The following is a 24,431-nucleotide window of genomic DNA, read 5'->3' on the forward strand; positions in this document are numbered from 1 at the left end:
TTACCGGGATTTTATCCGCATCCGGCCGCAGTATAGCCGTGTCACAGGAACCTCCGATAGAATATGCTGCAAGCAAGATAAACAGCACGGTCAAGAACCTGCGCGAAGGGCTCGACCCGGACGTGCTTGCCTACTGGTTCAAACGCATCGAGGACAAGTCAAGGGAGCTCGTGCCGGAACACCTGAAGGACAAGGTGCACTTTGAGCAGGACAGGATATTGTGGATGAAGTTCAAGATGGACGTCTCAAAAAGGGCGGTGCCGACCGTAATGCAGGTTATAGAGGAATACATACCGATGATGCCCTACTCGACGGGCCTGTATTTCAGAAAGATACAGGAGATACTGACGGAGGAAATGAACAAGGACCTGCGCTAGCCCTTTTCTTCTTCTATTTTTATTTCCGCAACTGCGCCTTCAAAGTCGCTGGAGAGAATCATCGCTTTTCCCTTGGCGACGTCGCGAAGCAACGCCTCAAGTTTTGTCACGTTCTCCCCGTCCTTCATGACGACTGCGTGCGATGACTTGTCCTTTAGTTTTATCACTATCTCGTTGCCGATTACTGCCGTGACGCCGTCGACGTAGAAAGTGCCGTCCTTTTGCACGGACACGAGGCCAGCCAGCTTTTCTGCCTCGTACCGGTCGTCGCACGAAAATTTCAGGCGCTTCATGGCTCTACCGGCTTTTCATCGTACATGAATTTTGCCACGACGTCTTTTGCCCTTTCCCGCCTCTTCTTGAACTCGACCACAAAGGGCTTGGCCCCCTTTGCCAAGTCAGCCTTGCATTCTCCACACAGCAAGTTGCCGCTCTTGCACTTTAACATCCGTTCGTCGGATTGCTTTTCCGTGTCGAAAAAGTAGCGCAAGTACCAGAACACGGGGCAGCCCAGTGCGTTTGCACCCAGCTGGCGCTGGAGCGCGACGGTAGGCTGGCCTCCCGTGAACGCGGACGACACTTTTTTCTCCACGACTTCCGGTTCGTCCGTAGTGAATATCGCAGTCTCTGGCTTGGACGATGACATCTTGCCCGACATGCCCAGACCGGGCAGGAACTTGCTGTGCACCTGGGCAGGCTTGTAGTAGCCCATCCTGTCGGCAACGTCTCGGGTCATGCGCCAGTACGGGTCTTGGTCTATGGCGGCAGGGATAAGCACAGGGGTGTTTTTGCCCTCGATAATAGAGGGGAGGAAGCACGGCGCCGCCTGTATCGGAGGAAAGCCAATCATGCCGATGTTTGTGGAATTGGTAAAGCCAAAGACCGCCTTGGCCGTTGAAAACGTGATGCGCTTGGCAATCTCTGTCGCTATCGGGTACAGATGCTCAATATGCTTGGTGTCGACGATTATCCTCGTCTTTTTCGGGTCAAAGCCGACGGCGATGATGTCAAGTATGTTCTCGTACGTGTAGCGTTTCGTTTCTTCACGCGTCCTGTCCTGCCCGTAGAGGAATTTTTCATCGTCTGTCAATTGAAAGAGTAGTTTTGCGTCAAACTTGTCCTGCAGGTATTTCGTGAACATCCAAGGCATTAGGTGGCCCATGTGGACCATCCCGGAAGGTCCCCTGCCAGTGTACAGGTAAAAGTTCTCGCCCTTTTGCTTTCTGTCAAGCACCCAGTCAAAGTCGCGGTGCGAGAAAAAGTAGCCCAGCTTTAACATAGGGTGCACCTCGCCTGTCATGCTCTTGACCTTCTGCAAGAGCTCTTGCGTTATTGGCTGCGTGCCGAACTTCTCGATTAGCCGGGTATAGTCGATGTCGCCTTCAACTTCCCACGGAGTGACCGTAAAGTCATTGTTGTTCTTTTCTGTTCCTTCATCCGCGGGAGAAGAGGACATGATGATGCAAAAAGACATCGCGCTAACGTTTAAAAACTCTTCCCACCTGACAACCCTGAACAATGAGTAGCAGCGACGCCGCGGCGCTCCACCCGATAGAGCGGGCGATATTAAAGGCACTTTCAGGGAGGCAAGAGATATCAACCGAGAAACTCGCCGAAGCCGCATCGCTTTCAATCGACCAGGCAAGGCGCGGAGTCGAGTGGCTAAAGTTCAAGAACCTCGCCTCGGCAAGCGAGCTTGCATCTTTCACGGTTTCACTTGGCGCTGCAGGGACGGAAGCGGCGCAGTCTGGTTTGCCCGAGCGGAGACTCGTACGCGCAGTTAAGGAGGGCAAGACGACGATGGCAGACGTACTAACATCTGGCGCGCTCAAGGGCGACGAGGTGAACGCGGCCGTGTCGGGCGCAAGGCGCAACCGATGGATCGAGTTTGCAGAAGGCAACAGAATGTCCGCGACAGAGGCCGCAGGAGCGCAGTCGGCAGAGGAAGCATTGCTGGCGCGCCTGCAGTCATCATCATCAGGGAGCGTAGATTCTTCCGCACTTTTGGAGCAGGAAAAAAGGGGGCTAGACCTGCTGAAAAAGCGCCCCAACTACATCACAATCAAGGAACAGAAAGAGACGCGCGTTTCAATCACGGAGGCTGGCAGGGCACTCTTGCCGGCCATCGAAAACGAAAAGGCGCAGGAGCGCCGGCTCACCACAGAACTCATCACTTCAGGAAAATGGAAAGAAGTAGAATTCAGTGCGCTGGATGTCGAGGCGCCGGCGCCGGCAGTGTACCCGGGAAGGAGCCATCCGCTTGTCGACATTATCGAGGAGGTAAAAGAGATCTTTGTCGGCCTTGGCTTTTCAGAGATAGACGGCCCTATAGTGCAGTCAGGGTTCTGGAACTTTGACGCGCTCTATACGCCGCAGGACCACCCCGCAAGAGAGATGCAGGACACGTTCTACGTTTCCGGCGAAAGGCAGGCAATACCGGCAAGCAAAGATCAGACTACAAAAGTGTCAGGCGTCCACAAGCATGGATGGGGCGGCTGGAAACCTGAAGAGGCAGAGCGCGTTGTGCTTCGCACACATACCACCCCGGTCACGCTGCAGCACCTCGCAAAGCTAAAGCCAGAGGTCGCGCGTTTCTTTTCAGTCGGCCGCGTGTTCCGCAACGAAAAGGTGTCGTACAAGCACCTTGTCGAGTTCCACCAGGTCGAGGGCGTGGCGACAGCGCCAAAGGCGTCACTTCGCGACCTCATGGGACTGCAAAAAGAGTTCTATGCAAGGATGGGAATAAAAAAAGTCAAGTTCTGGCCGACGTTCTTTCCATATACAGAGCCGTCGCTTCAGAGCATGGTCTACAACGACAGGCTGGAAAAGTGGGTTGAGCTGTTCGGCATGGGGATGTTCAGGCCGGAGGTGACAAAGCCACTTGGGATAAAGAATCCTGTGCTTGCGTGGGGCGGTGGCCTGGAAAGGATTGCAATGCTGCGCTTTGGACTGGACGACGTGCGCGACCTTTACACCAACAGGGTTTCGTGGCTCAGGAGCGTGCCAAGATGCCAGTTGTAAACGTCGCGCTTGACAGGCTGAAAAAGTTCCTGCCCGGCGTCAAGGCAGAGAAGGCGCTTGACATGCTGCCGTTTGTCGGCCTAGATATTGAAGGCATGGACGGCAATATTGTAAGGGTAGAGTACAACCCGAACAGGCCGGACTTTTCGTCCGACTATGGGATTTTCAGGGCGCTTGCAGGGCTCGTTGGCAAGGAGGAAGGGATGCCGAAATTCAGGCTTGCCGGCAAGAGCGGCCTTGTCGTCAGCGTGGATAAATCGGTCAAGAAGGCCAGGCCGTTTGTGGTCGCGCTAGTCGCAAAGAATGGCAAGCTGGATGATGAGACGATAAAGCAGCTGATAGCGATGCAGGAAGACCTGCACAACGGAGTCGGCAGGCGCAGGAAAAAGGCGTCAATTGGCATCCACAACCTCGATGCTATAAAATTCCCGGTAAAATACACTGTTGCAGACAGCGACTACTCGTTTGTTCCGCTTGGGGGTTCAAAAGAACAGACAATCGAGCAGATACTGCAAGAAACCGAAACAGGCAGGATGTACGGCCACCTGCTTTCCGGACCGAAATATCCAATTATAACAGACGGCGCGGGGACGACGCTTTCCCTTCCGCCAATCATCAACGGCGAGGCGACCAAGGTAGACGAAAAATGCAGGAACCTGTTCGTGGAGGTGACTGCGACTGACATAAAGGCCGCCGGAGACGTGCTTGCGGTGATTGCAGTCACACTCTCTGACGCAGGGTTCCAGATAAAGACAGTCACGATAGCAGATAGCGGCAAAAAGCAAGAGACACCGGATGTGGCGGCAAGGAAAATGTCTGTCGATGCAGGATACATAAACGACATCCTAGGCCTTGACCTGACAGCAAATGAAATTGCAAAATGCCTGAAAAAGAGCAGGCTGGACGCCAAAGCGACTGGAAACAATAACAAGATAGCGTGCACGGTCCCGCGCTACAGGACGGACATCACCCACGAGATAGACCTTGCAGAGGAAGTCGCAATAGGCTACGGTGTCTATCGCATGGAGCCAAATTTCCCGGTGTCACCGACTTCGGGTCAGCGATCGGCGCTTTCGTCGCACTTTGCCGCGGCCAGGCAGGCGCTTACCGGCCTTGGGATGCTCGAATCGTTCAACTTTTCGCTCACTAGCAGGCAGGTGCAGTACTCGCTGTGCGGCAGGCCGGAAGGCGGTGTCCTTGCGGTGGATGGGACAAAGAGCAACGAGCACGAAGTGTTGAGAAGTTCGCTCGTCCCGTCGCTCCTGCAGTCGCTTTCTCGAAACGTGCATGAAGAGTACCCGCAGCGGCTGTTCGAGATAGGCAAGACTTTTCACAGGCAGGATGATGGCTGCCAGATAATCGAAAAGTGGCGCGTTGCGGCGGTGGTTGCGCACGGAGAGGCAGGTTACACAGAGATAAAGTCTGCGATGCAGGCACTCCTTTCGTCTGGGTTTGGCATGTCTGCGACCACAAAGGTGGCAGACGACCCGCTGTACATCAAAGGCCGGTGCGCCAGAGTGATAACAAACAAGGATGTGGGCATCATAGGCGAGATAACGCCACTTGCAATCGACAACTTTCATCTGCGCGTGCCAGTCGCGGCGTTCGAGATAGACCTGTCGGCGCTTTTGTCTCTATAGTAGCAGTAGTAAGCCACAAATAGCTACGCGCGCCCATTCTGTACACCCCGTTTAAAGAGCACGCAGAGGAGTCAAACGGCTAAAACCCATGAGCGCGTGTGAGTCAGAAGCGGGGCACACACCTTTTTATAACGAAACCGGCCACAACCACTCATATAATGTCGCAGCAGGACGGCCAAGAAAAAAACGACTCTGAGAAAAAGCAGCCAAAGGCAGTAGCGCTCCTTTCAGGGGGGCTGGACAGCAGCCTCGCAGTGAGGATGATGCTTGAGCAGGGAGTCGATGTCGAGGCGGTGGCGATAAAGACGCCGTTCTGCGACTTTGACTGTGGCAAGGGCTGCGGCCACAGGGTGAAGGAAGTGGCTGACGAACTGGGCGTGAAACTAAAGACGGTGTATTTTGGAGAAGACTATCTCCGTATGCTCAAAAAACCCAAGCATGGCTACGGCTCTGGCATGAACCCGTGCATCGATTGCAGGGAGATGATGTACGGCGCTGCAAAGGAGCACATGGAAAAGATTGGCGCCGACTTTATCGTGACAGGCGAAGTGCTGTTCCAGCGCCCCATGAGCCAAAATAATAGAGCGTTGCACATTATTGAAAACGAGACGGGCCTTGAAGGCAAAGTATTGAGACCGCTGTCGGCAAAGCACATGCCTGCAACCGACGCAGAGAAGGAGGGCCTGATAAAACGCGAGAACATGGGCGACATCAAGGGCAGGTCAAGAAAGGGCCAGCTGGCAATGGCCAAGCACTTTGGCGTCCAAGAGCCGCCAAACGCCGCAGGTGGATGCCTGCTTACCGATCCTGCATTTTCAAAGCGCGTCGAGGATGCTATGGAGCACGCAGACGACATACCCACGATAAACGACATTGAGCTCTTGAAGGTCGGGCGCCACTTCCGCATGACACCTGCTGAAAAGCTGGTTGTGGGCAGGAACAAAGACGAAAACGAGGTAATAAAGGCGTTAGTCGAGGACACGGACGTAGTCCTTGAGGCAAAGGACCATGTAGGGCCGACCTGCATACTGCGCGGAAAAAGCCACGACGAGGCAACGATTGCAAAGGCAGCCGGAATCGCCCTGCGCTACTCTGACGCACCCAAAGATACAAAATCCACGGTCAAAGTGACGATTGCAGGCAGGGAGCAAGAGCTCGAAGTGGCGCCGGCGGGCATATCCGAGACCGATGCCCTGCGCATCTAGCATTTTTTGCCCAAAATCGGACAATGCAACGCGTACATCGAAAAATCGACAATCCGGTGAACGACTTTTGACCACCTAGACTATTGAGAGCGAACCCGAATTTTCTCCTGCGAATCAAGTGACGGACAGGCCAACCACTACTCAAAAGGCGCCAGTGTACCTAAAGGCGCTGACCCTACGGGACGTCACGGACGCCCAGGGAGTGAAGGAAGACATTAAAAAGCACATGATAGTCATCCTCCGGGTGACTCCATTGGCGCAAAAGGACGTGGAAGAGCTGCGCAAGGTAGTGGAGGAACTATACTCTTATGCGCAGTCCATCGGAGGCGACATCGCGAGACTGGGCGAGGAGCGCATCGTGATAACGCCCCCGGGCGTCAAGATCTGGCGGGGCGCGTATGACCTAAAGTAGCTTTACCGCTTCCTGCACGAGCGGGTGCTGCGTCTGTATCTTGAATATCTTGTTTATCTGGCTTGCAAGGTTCTGCGCCTTTGGCCGCTCGCCGTGGTTCACGAGGACACGGCGCAGTTTCGGCCGAAGCCTGCTGACGTAGGCCATCAGCTGGTTGTAGTCGCTGTGGCTCGCAAAGCCGTCGATGCGGTCCACCTGACAGCGCACGTTTAGCGCCTCGCCGTTTATAGTTACTTGCCGGCTGCCGTCTAGGAGCAGCCTGCCGGGAGTATCCGGCGCCTGGTACGACACCATTATCACCTTGCTCGTCGGGTCAGAGGCTATCTGCTTCAGATATCCCGCAGACGGCCCGCCTATGAGCATCGACGACGGCGCAAGTATCACCGCCGGCTCGCCCTGCTTTGTTTCAAACGACTCGACGGTGGAAAACTGCGAGCCAAACGGGCTTTCTTCCGACTCGCTTATGCGCGGACGGAGGTCGCGTGACAGAAACTCTGGGTACGCCTCGTGTATGGCAGTTGCGTCAGAGATTATCTTTTCAACCAGTACGGGCACGTTTGTTATCCTGCTTGCCCTGCTCAGCAGGTCCAGCGTGAGCAACAGTTCCTGCGCGATTCCCGCCGCCGGCACAGGCAACAGAACGCGCCCGCCGGCGTGCGCGGCTGAAGTTATCATGCGTGCAAGGTGCGCCTCGGCTTCTTCTCGCGGGCACAGGACATCCTCCTTGCCCCCGTACGTGCTTTCGATAATCATCGTCTCGACGCGGGGAAAGTTCCAGTAGGCGTTGTCAAGCGCAAGCGTCTTGCCGAACTTCATGTCGCCAGTGTAGACCAAGTTGTGGTCGCCATTTCCGATGTGCAGGTGCGCCGAGACGGAGCCGAGCATGTGGCCCGAGTTTGAAAGCACGAGTTTCACGTCGGGCGAGATGTCAGTCACGACTCCGTGCGTAAGCGGTATCGTGTGAACGAGGGCGCGCTCGATGTCCTTTTCCGAATACAACGGAGTCTTGGACCTTTTGACATAGTCCTGCTGCAGTATCCCCATAAGGAGCAGGGTCGGCTCGGTACAATAGACGGGGCCGTCGTAGCCGTACTTGAACAGCGCCGGGACAAATCCGGCGTGGTCCATGTGTGCGTGGCTCAGGACGACTGCGTCTATCTCGTCCATGCCGATGCCGGCGACGTCAAACCTCGGGAGGGCCAAGAGCGAGTCTCTAGCGCTCTCATTTATGCCGCAGTCAAGCAATATCTTGCTCTCCTGCGTCGCAAGCAACATGCACGATCTGCCCACCTCTGCAAAGCCTCCAAGCGTCATCAGGCTCGCCTCCGCCTCGCCGATGAGCTTGTCGCGGAATATCTTGTCGCCCACCTCCCTGTAGAACCGGGTGCGCTCGGCGACCGTCTCACCCATCAACCGGTAAATATTTTCAATCGCGGCCATGCTGCGCGGGGCCTTTCTAATCCTGACGCGCCAGCCCGTCTTTTCAGCAAGGTCTATGTTGTCAAAGTCCTCGCCAGTCTGTGCAAGCATCCAGGGCTTTTTCGCAAACACCACGGCCTCGCCAAGCACGGGGTCGAAAAACGTTCCGGCGACTCCCACCTCCGCGGGTATCGATTTTGAGATTATCTGCGCGGACTGGGCCTGCGGCTTGCGTATGGACTCGTCGGTGCGCACCACGATGCGCTTTTTTATCGTGTTTACCATGTTTGAGACGACCTGGCTGTTCTGCATCAGGTACGCAGGGTTCTTTGAGTAGAGGGCAATCTTGGGCCCTTCGTACTCTATTTTCGTGAGCGCGGCCTCCTGTGGCAGACTCTGCAGTATCACCGCCATTATGTTCTGGCTGCCTTGCTCGCTTTGTGGCCTACGTTGCATTAATGCAATCTCACTAATTCATCATATGCAAGCATCAAAATAATGACGCCGGCTGGATATGCTTTGTAACGCGCCGCCCGTATTAAATATTTGGCCAAGGTTGAAATATCAACCTGCCATATCTAGTGCGAGATATACATTTGGAAGGCAGTTCCTCCGGCTCTCGCGGCCCCAGGCGCTTTGGAGGCCCCCGGCCGTTCCGGCTTGCGCCTTTAAGCGTCGGCCAAGAATATGATGTTACTATAGAGTCGATGAGCAGAAGAGGCGACAGCGGGGTCGCGAAAATTCAGGGACTGGTGATTTTTGTGGCAGGCGCCAAGGTGGGCGATTCAGTGAGGATAAGGATAACCAAGGTAGGAAGCGGCTTTGCGACCGCGGAGATCGCCGAAAGCATCGAGTCTCTTCCCCCGGAAGCCGAGGCCGAGACTTCGGCCGACAGCGACGAGTGAGCGAATGGTATCAGCGTCTCCCCCGTCCCACCTGATGGAACTGCCAAGGAAGATACTGATAGGCGAGCGGGTGATAGCAGAGGTGGGCCCATTTGTCAGATCGCTTGACATGTCTGCAAGGAACGTCGCAGTCATCACGGGCAAGATAGTCAAAGAGCGCGCAGGCGTGTTGTGCAATTCTTCGCTTGAGGATGCCATGCTGAAGGCAAAGTGGCACGTGGTGTCGGATGCCTCGATGGACACGGTCAACAAACTGTACGACAAGATAAAGGACGACAGGCCCGATTTCGTGATAGGGTTTGGAGGCGGCAGGTCGGTGGATGTCGCAAAGATGACGGCTTATAGGTTGTCAAGGCCGTTTCTGAGCGTGCCGACCTCGGCGTCGCACGACGGCATATCAAGCCCGTTTGTTTCTGTGAGGGGGATAGACAAGCCGCACTCTATAAAGGCCAACACGCCCATAGGCGTCCTTGCAGACACGCATCTTTTGTCGCAGGCGCCACCGCGCCTTTTGGCCGGCGGCTGCGGCGACTTGGTGGCCAAGATAACGGCGGTAAAAGACTGGGAGCTTGCAAGGGACGAAAAGGGCGAGTACTTTGGCACTTATGCGGCAAACCTTGCGTACATGAGCGCCCAGATAATACTGGAAGAGTCTGAAAAACTGAAAAAGAACGAGCGCCTAGGCATCAGGACGGTCGTCGAAGCGCTCATCAGCGCAGGAGTAGCCGCCTGCATCGCCGGGAGCAGCCGGCCCTGCTCGGGTGCAGAGCACCTGTTCAGCCACGCGCTAGAGTACGTCGCCGGGGGAGCAGAGTGCGGCCTGCATGGCGAGCGCGTCGGAATCGGCACGATAATGATGGCCAGGCTGCACGGCCTTGACTGGGAAAGCGTCAGGCAGACGCTGGAGGACATGGGCGCTCCTACAAAGGCGAAGCAAATCGGCTTGACTGAGGACCACGTGGTGCAGGCCCTCGTAAAGGCGCAGTCTCTCCGGCCAGACCGCTACACGATACTGAGCAAGGTAAAGATGGACAAGAAAAAGGCCCGCGAGCTTGCGGCGGCAACAAAGGTCATCTGAGCGCTTCTATCGTCGCGTCTTTCCGGTGTGCAAATATCTTTGCCAGCTGCTTTTCGGCATAGCCTTCAAGCGCTTTTCCGAGCGGACCGTAGCGCAATTCAAAGTCAACCTCGTCGATGACCGTGGTCCCGCTGATGGTTTTCTCAAACGAATGAGTGTGCTTCCACACCCTGAACCGGCCCTCAAGCATCTCGTCGACGTACGCATAAGGCTGGAGATGCGTTATTCTAGAGTGCCACCTGCTTTTCACTACCAAGTTTCCCTCCAGCCACACCTCCGTATCCTCTGCTAGCTGCCTGCCCGTGGTGCATCTTACCACCTTCAAGCCCATTTCGGGAGGCGTGATGACTTCAAGGTGGCCTATGTCAGTGTAAAAAGCCCATACCTTTTCGATTGGAGCATCCACTGTAAAGGCGTGCGAGAACTTGCGCAACAGGAAGATGAGAAATAGCAAAGCAATTTGACTTTTGTGTTATGAGAAAAGAAGGTGGGGAGGGGATTCGAACCCCTATAAATCCGCTGACTGCACATGTACAGTGCTGCAGGCGAACGCATGGCCGCTCTGCCACCCCACCGCTTGACATTCATTCTTGGTGGTTCTAATTTATACGTAAAGGTATTTTTGCAGAGCGGGCCATGCCACCGGAGCTAGTGCATAGCCTTGACGTGGTTGCTAAAGTCGTCGGCTGTTGGGAATTCCTTGTCGCAGATGTCACATTTGTATAGGAGTTTTGTTGGCGCCGTTGCACCGGAATAGACAGGGGGTGTATACCTTCTTGGGATTGTCAGAAACGGAGAATAGCCTGCCTCATAGTACGGATAGTCCTTGACATAATACCTGTACGGGTCGGGGTTTACGTTGCGCTCGTAGTTTCTCTTTACCTCGTCTTCGCTTACCCGGAGCCATAGCACATCCCCATCCCATCCTTCAACCTTGGATACGGGGATGTAATAATGGTGCACATTTACAAAGCCGCGCTTGACAACAATAAAGTCCCTGCTCACTGCCTCGACATCGCCAATGTCCTGATCATCGCTGGTATGGACCGATTCATTGATCATGCCAATCCAGCCGGATTTGCTTGGCGCGTTCTCCATACGTACTATCGTAAAAAACAAAATTAAAGAGTTTTTACACCATCTATTTTTTTTCATAAAGAGAGGGCAGAGCGCGCGGCTATCTTGGCAACCTTGACAGGCTCGGGCAGCGCCCCCTGCAGAGTAAAGGCGTTCAGAACTGCAAGGGCGCGTTTCTGCGTGATGCCCCAGTACCGTATGTACAGAGGCTTGCCTGTCCTGAGCGCCACCCGCTCCCGCTCTCCGAGCTTTCTGTACCTTTCCACCTTTTCTTCCCACCCTTTTGAAAAGTGGTGCCTGATGGCTCCTTCAAGCCCTTTTGAATCCTCAAACGTTATCGCAACCACTGGCAGGCCCGTGTCGTGCGAAATCTGCTGCCCGTCAATGATGTTGTACATGCTTATCACGAGGCCGCCAAGCAGTATGCAGTTGATGTCGTCACGCTCAAGCGACTGGCACATGGAGACAATCGTGTCTGTGGCGTCGTCGCCCCCGACGGTAGCCCGGCCAAACGCCATGCCGTCAATGACTAGGTCGCGGCGCATCACCACGCCGGCGAGGACCGAGCTTTTGGCAGCCTTTCTGAAACTCTCGGCCACTGCAAAGACGCGCACGCCCTTTTTCTCGGAATGTACCCTGCGGATAATAATTATTATCCGGCGCGCCTGTCGATAAGCGTTTTCTTGCTACTAGTACTGAAACACGCCCTTGCCGATAATCCTAGTGGTCTGGCTATCCGGCTTTAGGAGCACGCAAGTCTGTCCCGGCAGGTACACCATCGGCTTTTCCGGCGTTATCTCTAGCGTGTCGCCGGCAGCCAGTTTTACTTTCACCGGCCGTATCTGCATCCCCACTGACAGCATGTACATCTGGTTGTCGGCAAGCTCGCCTTTGAAGAACGGGCTTTTCTGGAATTTTGCAGTCACTGGGCCGGACGCCACCTTGACAGTGCCGGGGGCACATATCATGTCGCCCCGGGATATGTCGCCGGCAGAGGGGCCCTTTACCGCAAGGCCGACTCGCGCCGGGCTTGACGAATTTTCTACGGGGTCGTCGTGCATCTGTATCGACTTTACAAGCACGTTCTTGCCGGAGGGCTGGAGCGTCAGCTCGTCATACGCCTTGATGTTCCCCTGCCTCACAACCCCGAGGACGACCGTTCCGACGCCCTTGACATCAAACGCGTGGTCGACTGGTATCATCACCGGCCCGTCCTGCCCCTTTGGTACAAGCTTGGCCATCTCCTGCTTTAGCTGGTCCACGCTGTCTACGAACTGGTAGCCGGCAAGCGACGTACCTTTCAAGAGCGCCCGCAGTTTTTCCCTGTCGACTTCGTACGAGTGCAGCACAAAGCCTTCCTTGATTCCGGCATAGTCAAGCGCAAGCACCTGCTCGCCAAGGAACCTGTCCAGTTTTGACACATTCAGAATCGCGTATTCGGCAATGTTCACAGCCTGCATCAGGGGCTGTATCTTGTCGGGAAATGTAATTGGCACAGTCCAGGTGTAGACAATGTCCGCTGTCTTGCGGTCGTATATCGTGATGTCGGTGGACGTGCCCTTTTTTCCTAGCTCGCCTGCTATTGCAGGGTCGCCGAGCACGACAAAGTTGACGCTGTTCAATATGCCGCTGTTTCAGCCGTGCCGGTATAATGCTTTGCGGTCAATAGTCGAGCAGGTGGTCCTGCCGGGTAAAGTTTGCGCCTGGGGGATAGACGTCGACCATGTTTGATATGCTAGTCACCGTTCCGGCGGCGTCCGTCACCGCAAGGGTGACCTTGTAGCTTCCTTCCTTTGCATAGGCGTGAGTAGCGTTCTGCAGCTGCGAGACTGCTCCGTCGCCAAAGTTCCACGCATACCGGTAAGGCTCGACCCCGTCACGGGCGACGCCGACAAACGGCGCCTTTTCGCCTACTCTTATCTTGAAAAAGTTGTCCGCGTTCACGCGGAACGTCTTTGGCTTTTCTCCTAAAAATTTCATCGGGACAGTGTACGCCACCACGAGCACGACTGCGACAACCCCGATTATGCCGAAAACGAGCGCGCTATTCCTGCTCACCAAAGGCAACAAGAAACGCAGATCGCTTCGAATTTATAAAGATAAGCATATCCGTCATCCATCTCTTTTCTCTTAATCAGGAGGCATTCCTTCGTCCTCCTTGCCGGCAAGCATCCTATCGTACGACCTTTGCTTGTAATATTTTTCGTAAAACGATACGTGGTTGCCTTCCATGTGCATCAGGTATTCATGAACCCTTTGCGCCCCATCGCGCCCTTTTTCCATTGCCTTTACGATAAGGGTTTCACCGCTGGTGACGTCTCCTGCTGCAAAGACTCTTTCCACCGACGTCTTGTGATCGTCGCCAATCGCAATAGCATCGCGCTTGCCTGTCTTTATCCCCGTCTTTTTCTGCAGAAAAGAGTTTGGCCCTCTTCCGATGGCCACCAGCACGGTCGAGCAGGGCATTTTGAATTCCTTGCCCGCAGCAGGCTCTAGCTTTTGCTTTCCGGATTTGTCGTCGGGCGCGCTTTCGTGCAAACTGTCTATAAGAGCCGCATTGACGTGGCCGTTACTGTCGCCTTCAAAAGACCGGGCCTGTACGAGAAACTTGAATTTCACTCCCTCTTCCTTTGCCTCTTTAAGCATTATGGGGTCGGTGTGCAGTTCGGTCTCGGGCTGCCTGCACAATACCGTGACGTTTCCCCTTCCTTTTGTGAGCCTCAAAGCGGTCCTAGCGCAATCAAGGGACGTGTCTCCACCCCCTATCACAATGATTTCGGTGCCAAGGTCGTACCTGGGATTCTTCAAATAATTGTCCACTCCACCTGCAAAGACGCTTTCAAGAAAGTCATATCCCGACAACACTCCCTTCAGGTCGCTTCCGGGGGTATCGAGGTTCCGAGCATCCTTGCAACCGGTGGTAATCAAGACCGCGTCATTTTCATCCAAAAGCTGGGAGAGAGTAAGGTCCTTTCCTACAGTAACTCCGGTGCGGATGTCTATTCCTATCGCCTTGATTTTTTCAATTTCATCGCGCAAGACGTCTTTTGGTAGATGATAATCCGGAACTCCATACCACGCTGTTCCGCCGGGCATCGCGGATGCATCGTATATCGTGACCTTGTGGCCGTACCTCCTCAGAAGTTCAGAGCCTGCAAGACCGGCGGGACCTGCACCTATGACTGCCACCTTTTTTCCAGTATCAGGCTCGATAGACAAAGACGATGGCGGCTGCCGGTGCTTTCTCTCCCAGTCGGCCACATATCTTTGAATCAGACCTATCCCAATCGGCTGCCCGGACCACTTTAGCACGCAGGCATCTTCGCACAGTCCTTGCAGCTGCGGACAGCACCGGGCAGTTACGCCCAACAGAGGATTTGTCTCTCTGATCCGCTCATAGGCCGTCTTAAAGTCGCCTCTTGCGACAGCCTCGTTCATGCCCCGGACGTCCAAAAGGACAGGACATGCGTCGATGCACACAGGAGTTCCACACAAGAGGCAGCGCTCTGCTTCTTGCATGACCTCTTCCTGTGAATAGGGCTGCTGAACCTCTGAAAAATTGGTTTTTCGCTCTTCCGCACCTGCCTTGCGAAAAGGAAATCCGCCGACGCGGTTTGGCTCGACCATCAAGAATCAACATGAACTTTTTGCTTAATAGAGTTACTTGCGATTAGCAAATATCTGCAATGACAATAGTTAGTTTACGCGCCACATGCACGCACATATCTTGCTTCTTGTGTTTATGTGCGTAGTATGCATACCACACATTCATGACAAAGATTGCTTGTTTTCCAGATCAAGCCGACGCGTATATGAGGTACGAGATTGCAGCAATAAACAGCCCCACGTCTGCCAGTTCGTCGTCTAGCTGCACTCGATGGCCCCGCTCTTCTGTTCCCAAGCCGGATGCTTCGCCCACTGCTGTGCCGCGCAGTCTCTTTATCTTGTCCCTCAAGTTGCGGTGATGGTAGTCGATTTGTGAAAGCTCGGCATCATCGTCATCAAAACCGTCCAGCCTGCTGATGTACCTTACGGCACCATTGACGTGTTCGTCCCAGTGCTTGCCCGCAGGGTGGCCAGCCATCATGTAAAAGTTGCCGTTGTGCTTGAACATCTGTTCACGTACAACAAACACCTCATCTTTTGATGGAACGTCGCCATCGGCGTCGCGCCGGTCTTTTGCTCTTGCCAATTTGCGCACAGAGAAGGAAAAGGGTCGGAGTTCTCCATGCACACGCCTATCAAGCGACCACTCCATGCCGTCTTTGTGCCTTACAAGTCTGAAACCGTTGTCGTCGTTTTCTTTTTTTATTTCAGCGATCTCTTTTTCATCGCCAGAGAATATCACAGCATCCGGCTGCTGTTTTGATTCTCTGTGTATTTTTTTAACTATGAAATCCGAGGCAATTCTACCTTGTACAAATTATGCACAAAAAACGCTTTTATGCTTTCTTTCTTCAAATCAGAGACAGAGCAGAAAAATCACGGAATAATATATACACCCACAACATGACGACGTACAGAAAAATTGTATGTTGCCTTCTAACGCTCAAAAATGAAAAGATCCTTGACGTTGCTGAACTGATGGCAGTTTGGACACTCAAACGTCTCGTCGTCAATCCGGTTAAGATCTGCAAGCAAAAAATCAAAAGCGCATGAAGGACAGAAGGTGTGTTTCATCTTGTATGTGTGCAGATTATTATCTGCCAACGAGGACTAATTAACGCTAGCCGGGAATGCCAACTTCGTCCATCGTGAACACAAAGCGGGAACCCGCGTACGTGTCCTCGGTGCCCTCGCGCTGCCAGTTCACCTTGTATTCTTTTGTCACCTGCTTGCCGATTATTTTTATTGAAGTCGGCAGGTCCGCAAACAGTTTCTCCACCTTTTCCGGGTTCTTTGTCATGAGGACGGACCTGCGCCTCTTCATCAAGTATTTCACGGCGACATTCCGGTGCACGTGCCCTTCCACAGGTATCTGCTCCTTGCCGGTGTCAATAGTAAACTGGCGCTTGGCCATCAGCTGCTACTAGAATCAAAGGGATGGATAGAAAAGCTTTGTGGTTTTTATAGAAAAAGAAAAGGGGAGGCGTTGCCTCCCATTGGGGGGCTTTTTTAACCCGTGGAGTTGCCGCTCGTCGTGGCGTTACCACCAGAGGTAGCGTTACCACCAGAGGTAGCGTTACCACCAGAGGTAGCGTTACCACCAGAGGTAGCGTTACCACCAGAGGTCATGTTGCCAGTCGAGCCTTCCATCATGGAGCCGCCCATCGTGGCGTGCTGGTCAAGCCATGCCTTTGATGGAACCTGCGCCTCCTTTGGAATGTCGCCAGGAGTCGAGCTGTCGTCGGCGACTACCACAAATGCTCCGCCCTTTACGACATGAGCCATGTTGTGGTCGACACCCACATAGGCGCCCTTCTCAGGGAACGTAGACTCGATCACTGAAGCAGAGCCCACTGGGACCCACCAAGTCTCTTCGTTCCTTTCAGGAGACATGTTCCTGCCCTTGAACGAGCCATCCTTTACGTCAATCTGGCCCGCGATGAAGTGGAAGGAAACTCCCTCGTTCGGTCCTGGAGCCACGATGTACCACCTTGTGAGTTCACCCGGCTTTACCTTAAAGACCGTGGCGTTTGCATTCAGAGTGAGCTTGACTGCGCTACCGACGGCTGGTGCGTACTTGTGTGCCATGCCGTTGGTGAGGATGAGGTCAGGCTGCTGCATTGCAAACTTTGTGATGTTAAATGAGCCTACTGTGCCGTTTGTGCCGGCGAATAGACCCTTGTCTGCGCTGTTGTAGATTTCACCGAATACAACGTAGAACTCCTTTGCCGGCTGCTCGTTTGTCGCGTGGACTACGAATCCGCCGTACATGCCGTTTGCAATGTGCTCCCAGACGCCGTTCAGACCGTCAGCACCGCAGTGGTACAGAAATGCACCAGAGTTTGGTGTGCTAAAGGTCCAAGACTTGGACTCTCCAGGGGCAACGTTGCCAGAAAGCACTTGACTCGGGCCGATTGCTGCGTGGAAGTCGATGCTGTGGATCTGCTTGCCTTCATTCTTCAAGGTGATTGACACAGTGTCGCCCACGTTTGAGGCCATAACGGGACCAGGAATGGTGCCATTGAAGACCATGGCGTTGTACATTATTCCGCCAGGATGCAGAACGTCGTCAGGAGCCACTTGGACCTCCTTTTCGCTTGCGATCAAGGTATAGTGTCTAGTGACACCAGTTGGGGCAGCCTGTGCAGCTGAAAGTGGGAATCCGTTAAAAAGCGGACTGAAAATTAGTCCCACTACCAGAACACCGGCAGCCAACCCTGCAATGATTGCCTTGTTCATTGCCTCCGATAATCAACGTGATCTATATAAGACTTGTCGAGAGTACGCTTGCTTTTGAATGCAGCATTTGTAAGCGCATTCCTGATGCTATATTCATTTTCTATAATCTACATATTAACATAAATATCTACTAGTATGATATAAGAGATGTTTTTTCTATATATCCCTATATGGAAATATACCATCTATATAGCCTATAACGGGAAATTGATCAAATAGTACTCAATATTGGGTACGTTAATAAGCAACCTCTCCACCTAAGAATCTGCCATGGCTCTCATACCATCACTCATACCGAAGGAAGTCGAGATACAGCGGCTGAGAAAGATTTACGTCTTTTTCATCGTGCTGGCATCCATCGCTTTGTCGGTAGAAGTCGACAACTACGTAGACGGCTCGCTGCACCAGACGTCCATCCGCGACTCGGCCTTTACGCCTGCCCACTGGTGGCTGTACAGCCACTTTGTCGCCCTTCCCGTAGGCTGGGGAATGGTGGCGATGTACGACAGAAGAGTTCCCATCCTACGGGGCCCCGGAAACTCGATGAACACAGGATTAAAGATAACCATCATAGGCTATCTTGCGACCATGTTCACAGTCGGCGTAAACGAAATGTGGCACTTTTGGATGGTCGAAGAGATCTTCTCTGTTCCTAACCACTGGATGTTCAACATGGGTGTCGTTGTGGCATTCATGGGCGCACTTGCATACGTGGTAAGGGTGTACGCAAGGATGGTCGAACTGCAGCAGGAAACGCCGGCCAAGAACCCGCACATAGCAGAGATGTACAAGCTGGCACTGGAAGGCAAGCTGTACAGCAGGTCAATCCCATAAGCACTCTCCCTCCTCTTTTTCATTTTTTATTCTGACTTTTGTACCCAGTGTCTTTAAATTGCCTGTGAACGGCTGTACGGCATTGCCGGCGTATGGCGGTAAGAGGTTTCCAAGGGCGGCCCGCAGGGCCAGAAAGCCCATGCAGGACAACTGGGCCAAGGTGCCCAAGGGCAAGTGGCTGAAATGCACGTATGGCCGGTGCGGCCATGAATGGCAGTACTTTGGCGGCCACAGCTGGGCGGAATGCCCGCTTTGCCACACCACCAGCAAGGTGTCAGTCGCCATCCGCAACTACAAGGAAAACAGAGTTAGCTGACAAAAAGCGAGTTTTCGTCCTTTGCCATCGACAGCTCCACGCTGTTTCTGGGCTTGTCGTGCACTATTAGCAAGGCTCCCGCAGTTTTGTATTTCGTGGCAAGCGTTTGCAGGTGAAAGTTCAAAGTATACAGGTCTGAAAACGACTCGGATTCTATCAGAACGAGGCTGTCGTCGTACAGCTCTAGGCGTGTCCCGCTTTCGGACTTCTCCACTTTAAAGATGTGCCACACAGCCCAGAGGAAAATGTCACGAGATTTTAAATGCTGCCTTGTTCAGCCTTGCCGCGGCTATCGCGGCGGCTACAAGGGCCGCAAGTGCAAGGGCCGCAAACGGAAACTCGGGCGCGTTGCGCACTCCTTGGATCTGCACACTATGATTGCCCGGTGGAACGAAAAAGTCCACGTACACTGTCTTGCCGTCGGCCTTGACTGTGGCGCTGTCGTACGGCTTGCCGTCCATGATGACGGCAACGGTTTGGTTCTGCGTCATCTGCGGGATCTTTATGCTCGCCGGCCCGCCTTTCGGGTTGTAATGCGTGATGTCAAAGGCGATGCTGTCGGTCGCGTTGTCGTACCTCAAGCTGCCCACCTTGGCGATTGCGGTAAAGTCGTACGGTATAAAGCTCCCGTCGCCGGTGGGCAGCGTGGATACCGGCGCGTCAAAGTCGACGCCGGCGCAGCTGTAGTAGTAGACCTTGGCCTTTACGGACGGATCGGGCGACGCTGTAAACGTTGCCTCCTCGCCGGGCTTTAGCACGGGCACGACGTTGCTCCTGACAGAGTCAATGTCCGTCAGGTTTTCATCGTGGACAGAGGCGTAGATAAAGACGTTCCTGAGCTCGGTGCTGCCCGTGTTCTTCATGGTGCCGGCGAGGACGCGTCCTTCCCCCACCGCCATGTTCGTGTAGTTGAGTAAAAGAGTGTCGTAGAAAGGCACGTCGACCTGCTTGGCGCTTGCTACGTATGGCTTGCCTGCCGGCACAACCCCCTCTGCAAGCTGGAACTTGAACGGGGCGCCCTTTGTCGGGTGTATCACGCTCCCGTACAGGTTTTCATAGAGCGTCGAGGCGTGTCCGGAACCGTCAGTGACGTTGAGCGCCATCGTAACGCTCAGCGGCCGTGTGCCGTGGTTGTTGACGATCCCGACTACATTTTTCACCCCGTGCGCGTCCACAAAAGAGTAGTCAGAATTCTTTAGCTCTATAGAATCGTCCGCGTTTGCAACCGCTATTATTGGACATGTGGCAGCAGAAAGCAGAATAATGGACAGCGCGGCCCACGTCAGCAGGCGCATGGACGGTGGTGCACGCCCCGGCAATTTAAAGCCCTCCCCCAGCAACTAGCCGCCGGCGTTCTCGCCGGAAAAGGCAAGGTGGTCGTGGTAGACATTTATCAACTCGTTTATCGCCTCCCCAAAATCGATGTCGCGCTTTTTTTCATGCGACATGTCGGTCCTGATGGACGACAGGCGCTTGTACGTCTGCTCGTCTATTGTCAGTGTCTTTCCCATAATCCTATGGAAAAATGCCCCCAGGATGATATAATATATTTGCCTTGCATTTCATACGAGAAGAGACGTCAGGTACATGACCAGCATGCCAACTGCGATGCCTCCCGCCACCGGCCCGCTCAGGAAGGGTCTGCCTGTATTCTCTTCTTTCCGGCCTGCGTACTTGAATATCGCATAGACCACCTGGAACACCGCGCCGGCGCCTACTGCAAGAAACACCACCGACGCGATGGGCGAGGCGACAAAGCCCCCCACCCACGCCCCGACGATAGCAGGCGCACCAGCGATAAAGCCGAGCGCGGCAAGTCTGGTCACCCTTGGCTTTTCCCTTGCAAGAGGCGCCACGATGGCGAGGCCCTCAGTTGTGTTGTGCAAAGTAAAGCCCACGATGAGAAAGGCTCCCAGCGCGACCTCGCCGGCCACCATCGAGCCGCCTATCGCAAGGCCCTCTCCCATGTTGTGCAGGCCAATCCCTATCGCTATCATGAGCGCCACCGCCATGGGACCTGTCACTTTCGCAGTTGCCGTTGTCTTGCCCCGTTCCATCAGCTTTTCAGATGCGTACAGCAGCGCCACGAACGACACCACCGCCACGGTGGCGATCAGCGCCTGGCCATGGAACGCGCTTGCTACGCTCTTTGCGGCTAGCTCGTTTGCCTCCACTAGCGCGTCTATGCCGAGGAACAGGAGCAGGCCGGCGGTAAAGCTGAGGAAGAACAGGTACTTGCCTGCCGACAGTCTTCTGAGGAACGGGAGCCACAGGAGGCCGATGAGCACAGGGATTATTCCGACGTATGTGCCAAGGAGCGCAAGGAGCGACACCTGCCCTGCATCCGGCGCAGGGGTCAATATTGCTGCCGGGACTGTCTTGGAAAAGCGCACGCCGTCCGAAGTCATGATGCCTACCGTGTAAGGCTTGCCTTCCACCCAGTCAAACGGTATGGCGACTCTGGCCTCGCCAAAGCGAGCAAGGGCCTTTGATGGCTCGATTGCCGCCGGCACTATCCTGTCGTTAACATCCACCTGTGCTATCTCTATTCCCTGCGGACCTGTGTTGCGCACGTGCGCGATTATCAGTTTGCTTGCAAACTCTATTCGCTCGATTGTGACGTCCGGAAGTGGCGCCCCAAAGTTGAGAAGCGTGTTTCCGGGCCACAAAAGAAACGCTATCATCCCTGCCAGTATCACGATAGGTATCAGCGCGCTTGCCGCTAGCTTGGCATTCGTGACGGCCACCACTACCCCATTCACTCCTTTACGAGGAATACTCCTTGCCAGCCCTTCTCTGCAAACTCGGTCTTGTGGGCGTGGAACATGTACTGGCCCGGATACTTGTACGTGAATTCCAAGATGCCACGCTCGCCCTGGCTCATCGTCACCATGTCGGTGTATTCGTCAGGCGTGAGGCTCGTGCCTGTGCGGTACAGGTTAAAGAGGTTGCCGTGCAAATGGAAATTGTTTATCTGGTCAAGTTCCAGTATGTTGACGAGGTACACGCGCACCAGCTTATCCTTTTGTATCTGAATGGGGTGGTGCATGTAGTAGAACGGGATGCCGTTTACCGTGTAGAAATTGTTCTCGCCATCAAAGTCAGTGTCGTAGCCGTTCATCATCATTACCATCTCGTCTGCAGAGGGTCTGGGCGTCTTGGGGTCCACGATAAAGACGCCGTACAGTCCGTGCCCTATGTGCTCCTCAAGGGGCTGGATGTGGCAGTGGTACAGGAACAGGCCAAAGGGTGCGGCGGTAAACTCGTACGTGAACCGGCCCCCCGGCGCCACCTTTTCAAACACGCCGTCCATTTCAGCCGCATGGATGCCGTGGAAGTGCATCGTGTGCGGCCGGGTGCCGTTGTTGATGAAGTTGATGCGCACAAGGTCGCCTTCAGTGGCGCGAATCGTCGGCCCGGGGACGGTGCCGTTAAACGTCCACGCGTTGAAAAAGACACCTGGCGAGACTTCGTAGGTTTTCCGGTCGTCTGCCACTATCGTGAATTCGCGCAGGGTCGTCCCGTTTGCCAGCTTGGACACGTGCCCGTAATTGAACTCGCGCAGGTACTTGTCAGGATCGACCACCGCGTTTTTCAGGTCCATGCTTTCGTGCTCTGGGTCGAGCACGTCGCCGGTGGTGGCGTACGAAGTGAGGCTGTGGCCCGTCACTATCTTTTCCGTGCCCTGCGCGCTTGCACCAAAGCCGAGGGACGAAAGGGCGACCGCGGTGCCTGCTACTGCCACCGCTACGACTGCCAATAACAATTTGTTACCCGACAACGACAAGCGCGATACGCAGTTGATAGTGTTAGTCTTGATAATAAATGTTAACCTAGTCTAACATTCTTAGACTAGACTATTTCGCGAAGTTTATCTTTGCATCTGCCAAAGTCAATGCTATTGCAGAGGTACTTTGTCCACCTCAAGAATGGAATGTATACACCAAAGGACGCGACTGTTCTCCTGACAAGGGCCCGCGAGCTGGCAGGGGAAGAGGCCATAATCCGCGACTCGCGTGTGTCAAAAAAATACATCGAGTTTGACACCAGCGTCCCGGACGGCACGGAGATAGGCGATCTGGTCGGCAGGCTCCAGAAAATCTCGCCCCTTGCAAGCTATGAGCACATCGTCGAGAGGCACGTGGAAAAAGAGGAAGCAATCGAGAGGGCGATAGAGCTCTTTAACGAGGAGAAGTACTGGGGCACGCACGAGGCGCTTGAAGCAGTCTGGAAAGAGACGCCGTCGGGCCAAGAGCGCGACCTTTTAAACGGCATAATACTCGTCGCGGCGGCGTTCGTGCACGATGAAAAGGACGAGCAAGAGATCTGCATTTCCATTCTCAGGCGCGCAAGGAAAAAGCTCGACGGCGCGAGGGGCAGGTATCACGGCATAGACATGGATAGGTTCGTAGAGCGGGTGCAGGGAATACTGAACTCAGGCGTGATAGAGCGGTTCACTATCTGACTGCCCGAACTACTGCAAGAATCACCGTGCTTATCGCAGACAGCACCAAGAGCGCGCTGCCAAACATCAGGGCTTCAGTAGACTGCGCCGCTTCGCCTGCCGCGACTGCGGCGAGGCTTGCCGCCCACGCAGCGACAAGGACGTATTTTGCGTACTTCATGTCCCACTGTTTTTTCCTGCTGGCGACTGCAATCACCGCCGACAGCGGCGCAAAATATAACAGGCCGATGAGCGAGCTGGCAGTCAGGCCGGCGCCCACTACTGCCGCTTCGTTGTTGAAAGAAAGCGTGTGAAAGACTGAAGTGCTCAGGTCAAGTATCCCAAGGAGCGGGTAGACGGACGTGCGCACTGCACCCCTGAGCCAGTCTTGGCCCCGCTCATAGTCTGCGACGTTGGGGCTGAACGAGTAGTACCAGCCGTTAAAGACGTTCATGAAACTTGCGCCGGCCATTGTCTTGAGCGCAAGGCCATCGCGAAATTCGCGCAGCTCCTGCACCTGCGGCGCAAGCTCGCTTCCAAACGCCGCGGTGGCTATCAGGCAGCCGCTCTTTGTGCCGTTGTTGCTATTGTTTGCAGGAGTGCCAGAGTTTGCTCCTAGGCCGGATGCCTTGTACACGGCAACGTCAGAGACGTACTGATCAGAGTCGGCTACAAGAGAATAGCTTGCGGCCTTGTACGTCTGCAGGCGCTCGGCCACCACTATGCTAGAGCCGGCTGTGTCCCCGGGCGCCAAGTCTTGGACTACTTGGCTCTCGCTCTCTGCAGGGGCCTCTCCTATCGCCACGACCTTGCCGGCGCTGTCGTACAGCGTCGCTATCGCTATCGGGTTTGTCACGGTATCGTTGCCGCTATTTTTGACGCTCACGTTGATGTAGTAGACGCCGAGCACGTCAAGGCGCGAGTTTGACGAGACCAGGGTCAGGCTTGCGGGCTTGTTTTCTGTAAGCTGGCCCACTGCCGAAAGGGAATAGCTGGCGACCTTGTCCACGGTCGCAGGGTCGAGGTAGACCATGTCAAAGGGCGCAAATCCTCCAGGGTCTATCACGCGCAGTTTCGGCGCCTGCTGGTACTGCGAAAGGAGCTTGCCACTTGCGTCATAGAATGACGCCGTTATCAGGATGTCCTTCATGGCGTTTGCAGACTCGTTCTTTATCTCGCCGTAGACATGCAGTATCTTGGACTCGTCTATGTACTTGGTCTCATTCTGGAAGGAAAAGGCGGTCTCTGCGGTGGCGATGTGCTGCGATGCGACAACAGATGACGTCAATAGCGTTGAAATGATGATTGCAACGATCGTCAACAGGCCGCGCGTGTACACACGTTGGATCGGAGTTTTT

Annotated in this window: 28 protein-coding genes and 1 tRNA gene; 10 read left to right on the plus strand and 19 right to left on the minus strand. The window is 54.4% G+C overall.

Annotation, left to right across the window (positions count from 1 at the left end):
* Positions 1-38: 38 nt before the first annotated feature.
* The gene (locus tag ACYOR7_RS07355; RefSeq protein ID WP_294808139.1) at positions 39-377 is read left to right on the plus strand and encodes a hypothetical protein; all 339 of its coding nucleotides are present in this window, start codon (positions 39-41) and stop codon (positions 375-377) included.
* Here ACYOR7_RS07355 and ACYOR7_RS07360 read toward each other — a convergent pair.
* Together ACYOR7_RS07360 and ACYOR7_RS07365 are read right to left on the minus strand one after the other, a co-directional pair.
* On the minus strand, positions 374-670 hold the full coding sequence (locus ACYOR7_RS07360) for a hypothetical protein (RefSeq protein ID WP_479913527.1): 297 nt from the start codon (positions 668-670) through the stop codon (positions 374-376). The genes ACYOR7_RS07355 and ACYOR7_RS07360 overlap by 4 nt on opposite strands.
* Positions 667-1,833 (minus strand): tryptophan--tRNA ligase, encoded by a 1,167-nt coding sequence (locus tag ACYOR7_RS07365; protein ID WP_294808134.1) that lies wholly within the window; start codon positions 1,831-1,833, stop codon positions 667-669. Before ACYOR7_RS07365 ends, ACYOR7_RS07360 begins: the two co-directional genes overlap by 4 nt.
* Before the next feature lie 62 nt (positions 1,834-1,895).
* On the opposite strand from ACYOR7_RS07365, the gene pheS reads away from it, so the two are divergent.
* The 4 genes from pheS (at position 1,896) to sepF (ending at position 6,655) form a co-directional block, all read left to right on the plus strand.
* Entirely contained in the window at positions 1,896-3,398 is a 1,503-nt protein-coding gene (gene pheS / locus ACYOR7_RS07370) for a phenylalanine--tRNA ligase subunit alpha (RefSeq protein ID WP_294808133.1), read from the plus strand.
* Positions 3,386-5,038, plus strand: a complete 1,653-nt coding sequence (gene pheT / locus ACYOR7_RS07375) for a phenylalanine--tRNA ligase subunit beta (RefSeq protein WP_479913528.1) — start codon at positions 3,386-3,388, stop codon at positions 5,036-5,038. The genes pheS and pheT overlap by 13 nt, the downstream gene beginning before the upstream one ends.
* A 158-nt stretch (positions 5,039-5,196) precedes the next feature.
* Positions 5,197-6,243, plus strand: coding sequence for a tRNA (5-methylaminomethyl-2-thiouridylate)-methyltransferase (locus ACYOR7_RS07380; protein ID WP_479913529.1), 1,047 nt, complete (start codon positions 5,197-5,199; stop codon positions 6,241-6,243).
* Positions 6,244-6,361: 118 nt separating this feature from the next.
* Complete coding sequence (sepF, locus tag ACYOR7_RS07385; protein ID WP_479913530.1) at positions 6,362-6,655, plus strand: cell division protein SepF; 294 nt, start codon at positions 6,362-6,364, stop codon at positions 6,653-6,655.
* Here sepF and ACYOR7_RS07390 read toward each other — a convergent pair.
* A complete protein-coding gene (locus ACYOR7_RS07390) occupies positions 6,647-8,530 on the minus strand; it encodes a beta-CASP ribonuclease aCPSF1 (protein ID WP_479913531.1) in 1,884 nt (627 codons plus the stop codon). The two genes, sepF and ACYOR7_RS07390, sit on opposite strands and share 9 nt — an antisense overlap.
* A 140-nt stretch (positions 8,531-8,670) precedes the next feature.
* Between ACYOR7_RS07390 and ACYOR7_RS07395 the strand changes: the two genes are divergently transcribed.
* Complete coding sequence (locus tag ACYOR7_RS07395) at positions 8,671-8,979, plus strand: TRAM domain-containing protein (protein WP_294807608.1); 309 nt, start codon at positions 8,671-8,673, stop codon at positions 8,977-8,979.
* 4 nt (positions 8,980-8,983) lie between these two features.
* Complete coding sequence (locus ACYOR7_RS07400) at positions 8,984-10,057, plus strand: NAD(P)-dependent glycerol-1-phosphate dehydrogenase (RefSeq protein ID WP_294807610.1); 1,074 nt, start codon at positions 8,984-8,986, stop codon at positions 10,055-10,057.
* Here the strand turns inward: ACYOR7_RS07400 and ACYOR7_RS07405 are convergent.
* From ACYOR7_RS07405 to ACYOR7_RS07450, 10 genes are all read right to left on the minus strand, one after another.
* Positions 10,050-10,511 carry an SRPBCC family protein gene (locus tag ACYOR7_RS07405; RefSeq protein WP_479913532.1) on the minus strand — a complete coding sequence of 154 codons (462 nt, stop codon included), beginning with the start codon at positions 10,509-10,511 and terminating at the stop codon, positions 10,050-10,052. The two genes, ACYOR7_RS07400 and ACYOR7_RS07405, sit on opposite strands and share 8 nt — an antisense overlap.
* Positions 10,512-10,542: 31 nt before the next feature.
* Positions 10,543-10,632: transfer RNA gene (locus ACYOR7_RS07410), tRNA-Cys, on the minus strand.
* Between the two features lie 73 nt (positions 10,633-10,705).
* Positions 10,706-11,155 (minus strand): DUF2171 domain-containing protein, encoded by a 450-nt coding sequence (locus tag ACYOR7_RS07415; RefSeq protein ID WP_294807617.1) that lies wholly within the window; start codon positions 11,153-11,155, stop codon positions 10,706-10,708.
* 53 nt (positions 11,156-11,208) lie between these two features.
* Positions 11,209-11,748, minus strand: coding sequence for an endonuclease dU (locus ACYOR7_RS07420; protein ID WP_294807620.1), 540 nt, complete (start codon positions 11,746-11,748; stop codon positions 11,209-11,211).
* A 75-nt stretch (positions 11,749-11,823) separates the two neighbouring features.
* On the minus strand, positions 11,824-12,756 hold the full coding sequence (locus tag ACYOR7_RS07425) for an EF-Tu/IF-2/RF-3 family GTPase (RefSeq protein WP_294807622.1): 933 nt from the start codon (positions 12,754-12,756) through the stop codon (positions 11,824-11,826).
* Positions 12,757-12,796: 40 nt separating this feature from the next.
* On the minus strand, positions 12,797-13,192 hold the full coding sequence (locus ACYOR7_RS07430; protein ID WP_294807625.1) for a PKD domain-containing protein: 396 nt from the start codon (positions 13,190-13,192) through the stop codon (positions 12,797-12,799).
* Between the two features lie 72 nt (positions 13,193-13,264).
* The gene (locus ACYOR7_RS07435; RefSeq protein ID WP_294807628.1) at positions 13,265-14,761 is read right to left on the minus strand and encodes an FAD-dependent oxidoreductase; all 1,497 of its coding nucleotides are present in this window, start codon (positions 14,759-14,761) and stop codon (positions 13,265-13,267) included.
* A 169-nt stretch (positions 14,762-14,930) separates the two neighbouring features.
* Positions 14,931-15,482, minus strand: a complete 552-nt coding sequence (locus tag ACYOR7_RS07440) for a hypothetical protein (protein ID WP_294807630.1) — start codon at positions 15,480-15,482, stop codon at positions 14,931-14,933.
* A gap of 378 nt (positions 15,483-15,860) precedes the next feature.
* A complete protein-coding gene (locus tag ACYOR7_RS07445) occupies positions 15,861-16,154 on the minus strand; it encodes a hypothetical protein (RefSeq protein ID WP_294807631.1) in 294 nt (97 codons plus the stop codon).
* A 95-nt stretch (positions 16,155-16,249) separates the two neighbouring features.
* Complete coding sequence (locus ACYOR7_RS07450; RefSeq protein ID WP_479913533.1) at positions 16,250-17,479, minus strand: multicopper oxidase domain-containing protein; 1,230 nt, start codon at positions 17,477-17,479, stop codon at positions 16,250-16,252.
* A 270-nt stretch (positions 17,480-17,749) separates the two neighbouring features.
* On the opposite strand from ACYOR7_RS07450, the gene ACYOR7_RS07455 reads away from it, so the two are divergent.
* Both ACYOR7_RS07455 and ACYOR7_RS07460 read left to right on the plus strand, forming a co-directional pair.
* The gene (locus tag ACYOR7_RS07455) at positions 17,750-18,313 is read left to right on the plus strand and encodes a methane monooxygenase/ammonia monooxygenase subunit C (RefSeq protein ID WP_294805111.1); all 564 of its coding nucleotides are present in this window, start codon (positions 17,750-17,752) and stop codon (positions 18,311-18,313) included.
* An 82-nt stretch (positions 18,314-18,395) separates the two neighbouring features.
* Positions 18,396-18,629, plus strand: coding sequence for a hypothetical protein (locus ACYOR7_RS07460; protein ID WP_479913534.1), 234 nt, complete (start codon positions 18,396-18,398; stop codon positions 18,627-18,629).
* Here the strand turns inward: ACYOR7_RS07460 and ACYOR7_RS07465 are convergent.
* From ACYOR7_RS07465 to ACYOR7_RS07485, 5 genes are read right to left on the minus strand one after another with little or no spacing between them, the layout of a single operon-like run.
* Positions 18,622-18,843, minus strand: a complete 222-nt coding sequence (locus ACYOR7_RS07465; RefSeq protein WP_294805115.1) for a hypothetical protein — start codon at positions 18,841-18,843, stop codon at positions 18,622-18,624. The genes ACYOR7_RS07460 and ACYOR7_RS07465 overlap by 8 nt on opposite strands.
* A 34-nt stretch (positions 18,844-18,877) precedes the next feature.
* A complete protein-coding gene (locus ACYOR7_RS07470) occupies positions 18,878-19,948 on the minus strand; it encodes an FxLYD domain-containing protein (RefSeq protein WP_479913535.1) in 1,071 nt (356 codons plus the stop codon).
* A gap of 21 nt (positions 19,949-19,969) precedes the next feature.
* Positions 19,970-20,140 (minus strand): hypothetical protein, encoded by a 171-nt coding sequence (locus ACYOR7_RS07475; protein ID WP_294805119.1) that lies wholly within the window; start codon positions 20,138-20,140, stop codon positions 19,970-19,972.
* Between the two features lie 51 nt (positions 20,141-20,191).
* Positions 20,192-21,379 (minus strand): ZIP family metal transporter, encoded by a 1,188-nt coding sequence (locus ACYOR7_RS07480; RefSeq protein WP_479913536.1) that lies wholly within the window; start codon positions 21,377-21,379, stop codon positions 20,192-20,194.
* An 8-nt stretch (positions 21,380-21,387) separates the two neighbouring features.
* Positions 21,388-22,416 carry a multicopper oxidase domain-containing protein gene (locus ACYOR7_RS07485; RefSeq protein WP_479913537.1) on the minus strand — a complete coding sequence of 343 codons (1,029 nt, stop codon included), beginning with the start codon at positions 22,414-22,416 and terminating at the stop codon, positions 21,388-21,390.
* Positions 22,417-22,530: 114 nt separating this feature from the next.
* On the opposite strand from ACYOR7_RS07485, the gene ACYOR7_RS07490 reads away from it, so the two are divergent.
* Positions 22,531-23,094 carry a DUF309 domain-containing protein gene (locus ACYOR7_RS07490; protein ID WP_294805125.1) on the plus strand — a complete coding sequence of 188 codons (564 nt, stop codon included), beginning with the start codon at positions 22,531-22,533 and terminating at the stop codon, positions 23,092-23,094.
* On the opposite strand, the gene ACYOR7_RS07495 is transcribed toward ACYOR7_RS07490, so the two are convergent.
* Positions 23,087-24,412 carry a CFI-box-CTERM domain-containing protein gene (locus ACYOR7_RS07495; RefSeq protein WP_479913538.1) on the minus strand — a complete coding sequence of 442 codons (1,326 nt, stop codon included), beginning with the start codon at positions 24,410-24,412 and terminating at the stop codon, positions 23,087-23,089. The genes ACYOR7_RS07490 and ACYOR7_RS07495 overlap by 8 nt on opposite strands.
* Positions 24,413-24,431 lie beyond the last annotated feature (19 nt).

Source organism: Candidatus Nitrososphaera sp. 86-2 (assembly GCF_056726185.1).

Excerpts from the sequence above, each read along its gene's own strand:
- ACYOR7_RS07435 (WP_294807628.1), bottom strand. The coding sequence starts at position 14,761 with ATGGTCGAGCCAAACCGCGTCGGCGGATTTCCTTTTCGCAAGGCAGGT.
- ACYOR7_RS07475 (WP_294805119.1), bottom strand. The coding sequence starts at position 20,140 with ATGGGAAAGACACTGACAATAGACGAGCAGACGTACAAGCGCCTGTCG.
- pheS (WP_294808133.1), top strand. The coding sequence starts at position 1,896 with ATGAGTAGCAGCGACGCCGCGGCGCTCCACCCGATAGAGCGGGCGATA.
- ACYOR7_RS07380 (WP_479913529.1), top strand. The coding sequence starts at position 5,197 with ATGTCGCAGCAGGACGGCCAAGAAAAAAACGACTCTGAGAAAAAGCAG.
- ACYOR7_RS07415 (WP_294807617.1), bottom strand. The coding sequence starts at position 11,155 with ATGGAGAACGCGCCAAGCAAATCCGGCTGGATTGGCATGATCAATGAA.
- ACYOR7_RS07365 (WP_294808134.1), bottom strand. The coding sequence starts at position 1,833 with ATGTCCTCTTCTCCCGCGGATGAAGGAACAGAAAAGAACAACAATGAC.
- ACYOR7_RS07390 (WP_479913531.1), bottom strand. The coding sequence starts at position 8,530 with ATGCAACGTAGGCCACAAAGCGAGCAAGGCAGCCAGAACATAATGGCG.
- ACYOR7_RS07455 (WP_294805111.1), top strand. The coding sequence starts at position 17,750 with ATGGCTCTCATACCATCACTCATACCGAAGGAAGTCGAGATACAGCGG.
- pheT (WP_479913528.1), top strand. The coding sequence starts at position 3,386 with ATGCCAGTTGTAAACGTCGCGCTTGACAGGCTGAAAAAGTTCCTGCCC.
- ACYOR7_RS07445 (WP_294807631.1), bottom strand. The coding sequence starts at position 16,154 with ATGGCCAAGCGCCAGTTTACTATTGACACCGGCAAGGAGCAGATACCT.
- ACYOR7_RS07400 (WP_294807610.1), top strand. The coding sequence starts at position 8,984 with ATGGTATCAGCGTCTCCCCCGTCCCACCTGATGGAACTGCCAAGGAAG.
- ACYOR7_RS07360 (WP_479913527.1), bottom strand. The coding sequence starts at position 670 with ATGAAGCGCCTGAAATTTTCGTGCGACGACCGGTACGAGGCAGAAAAG.
- ACYOR7_RS07450 (WP_479913533.1), bottom strand. The coding sequence starts at position 17,479 with ATGAACAAGGCAATCATTGCAGGGTTGGCTGCCGGTGTTCTGGTAGTG.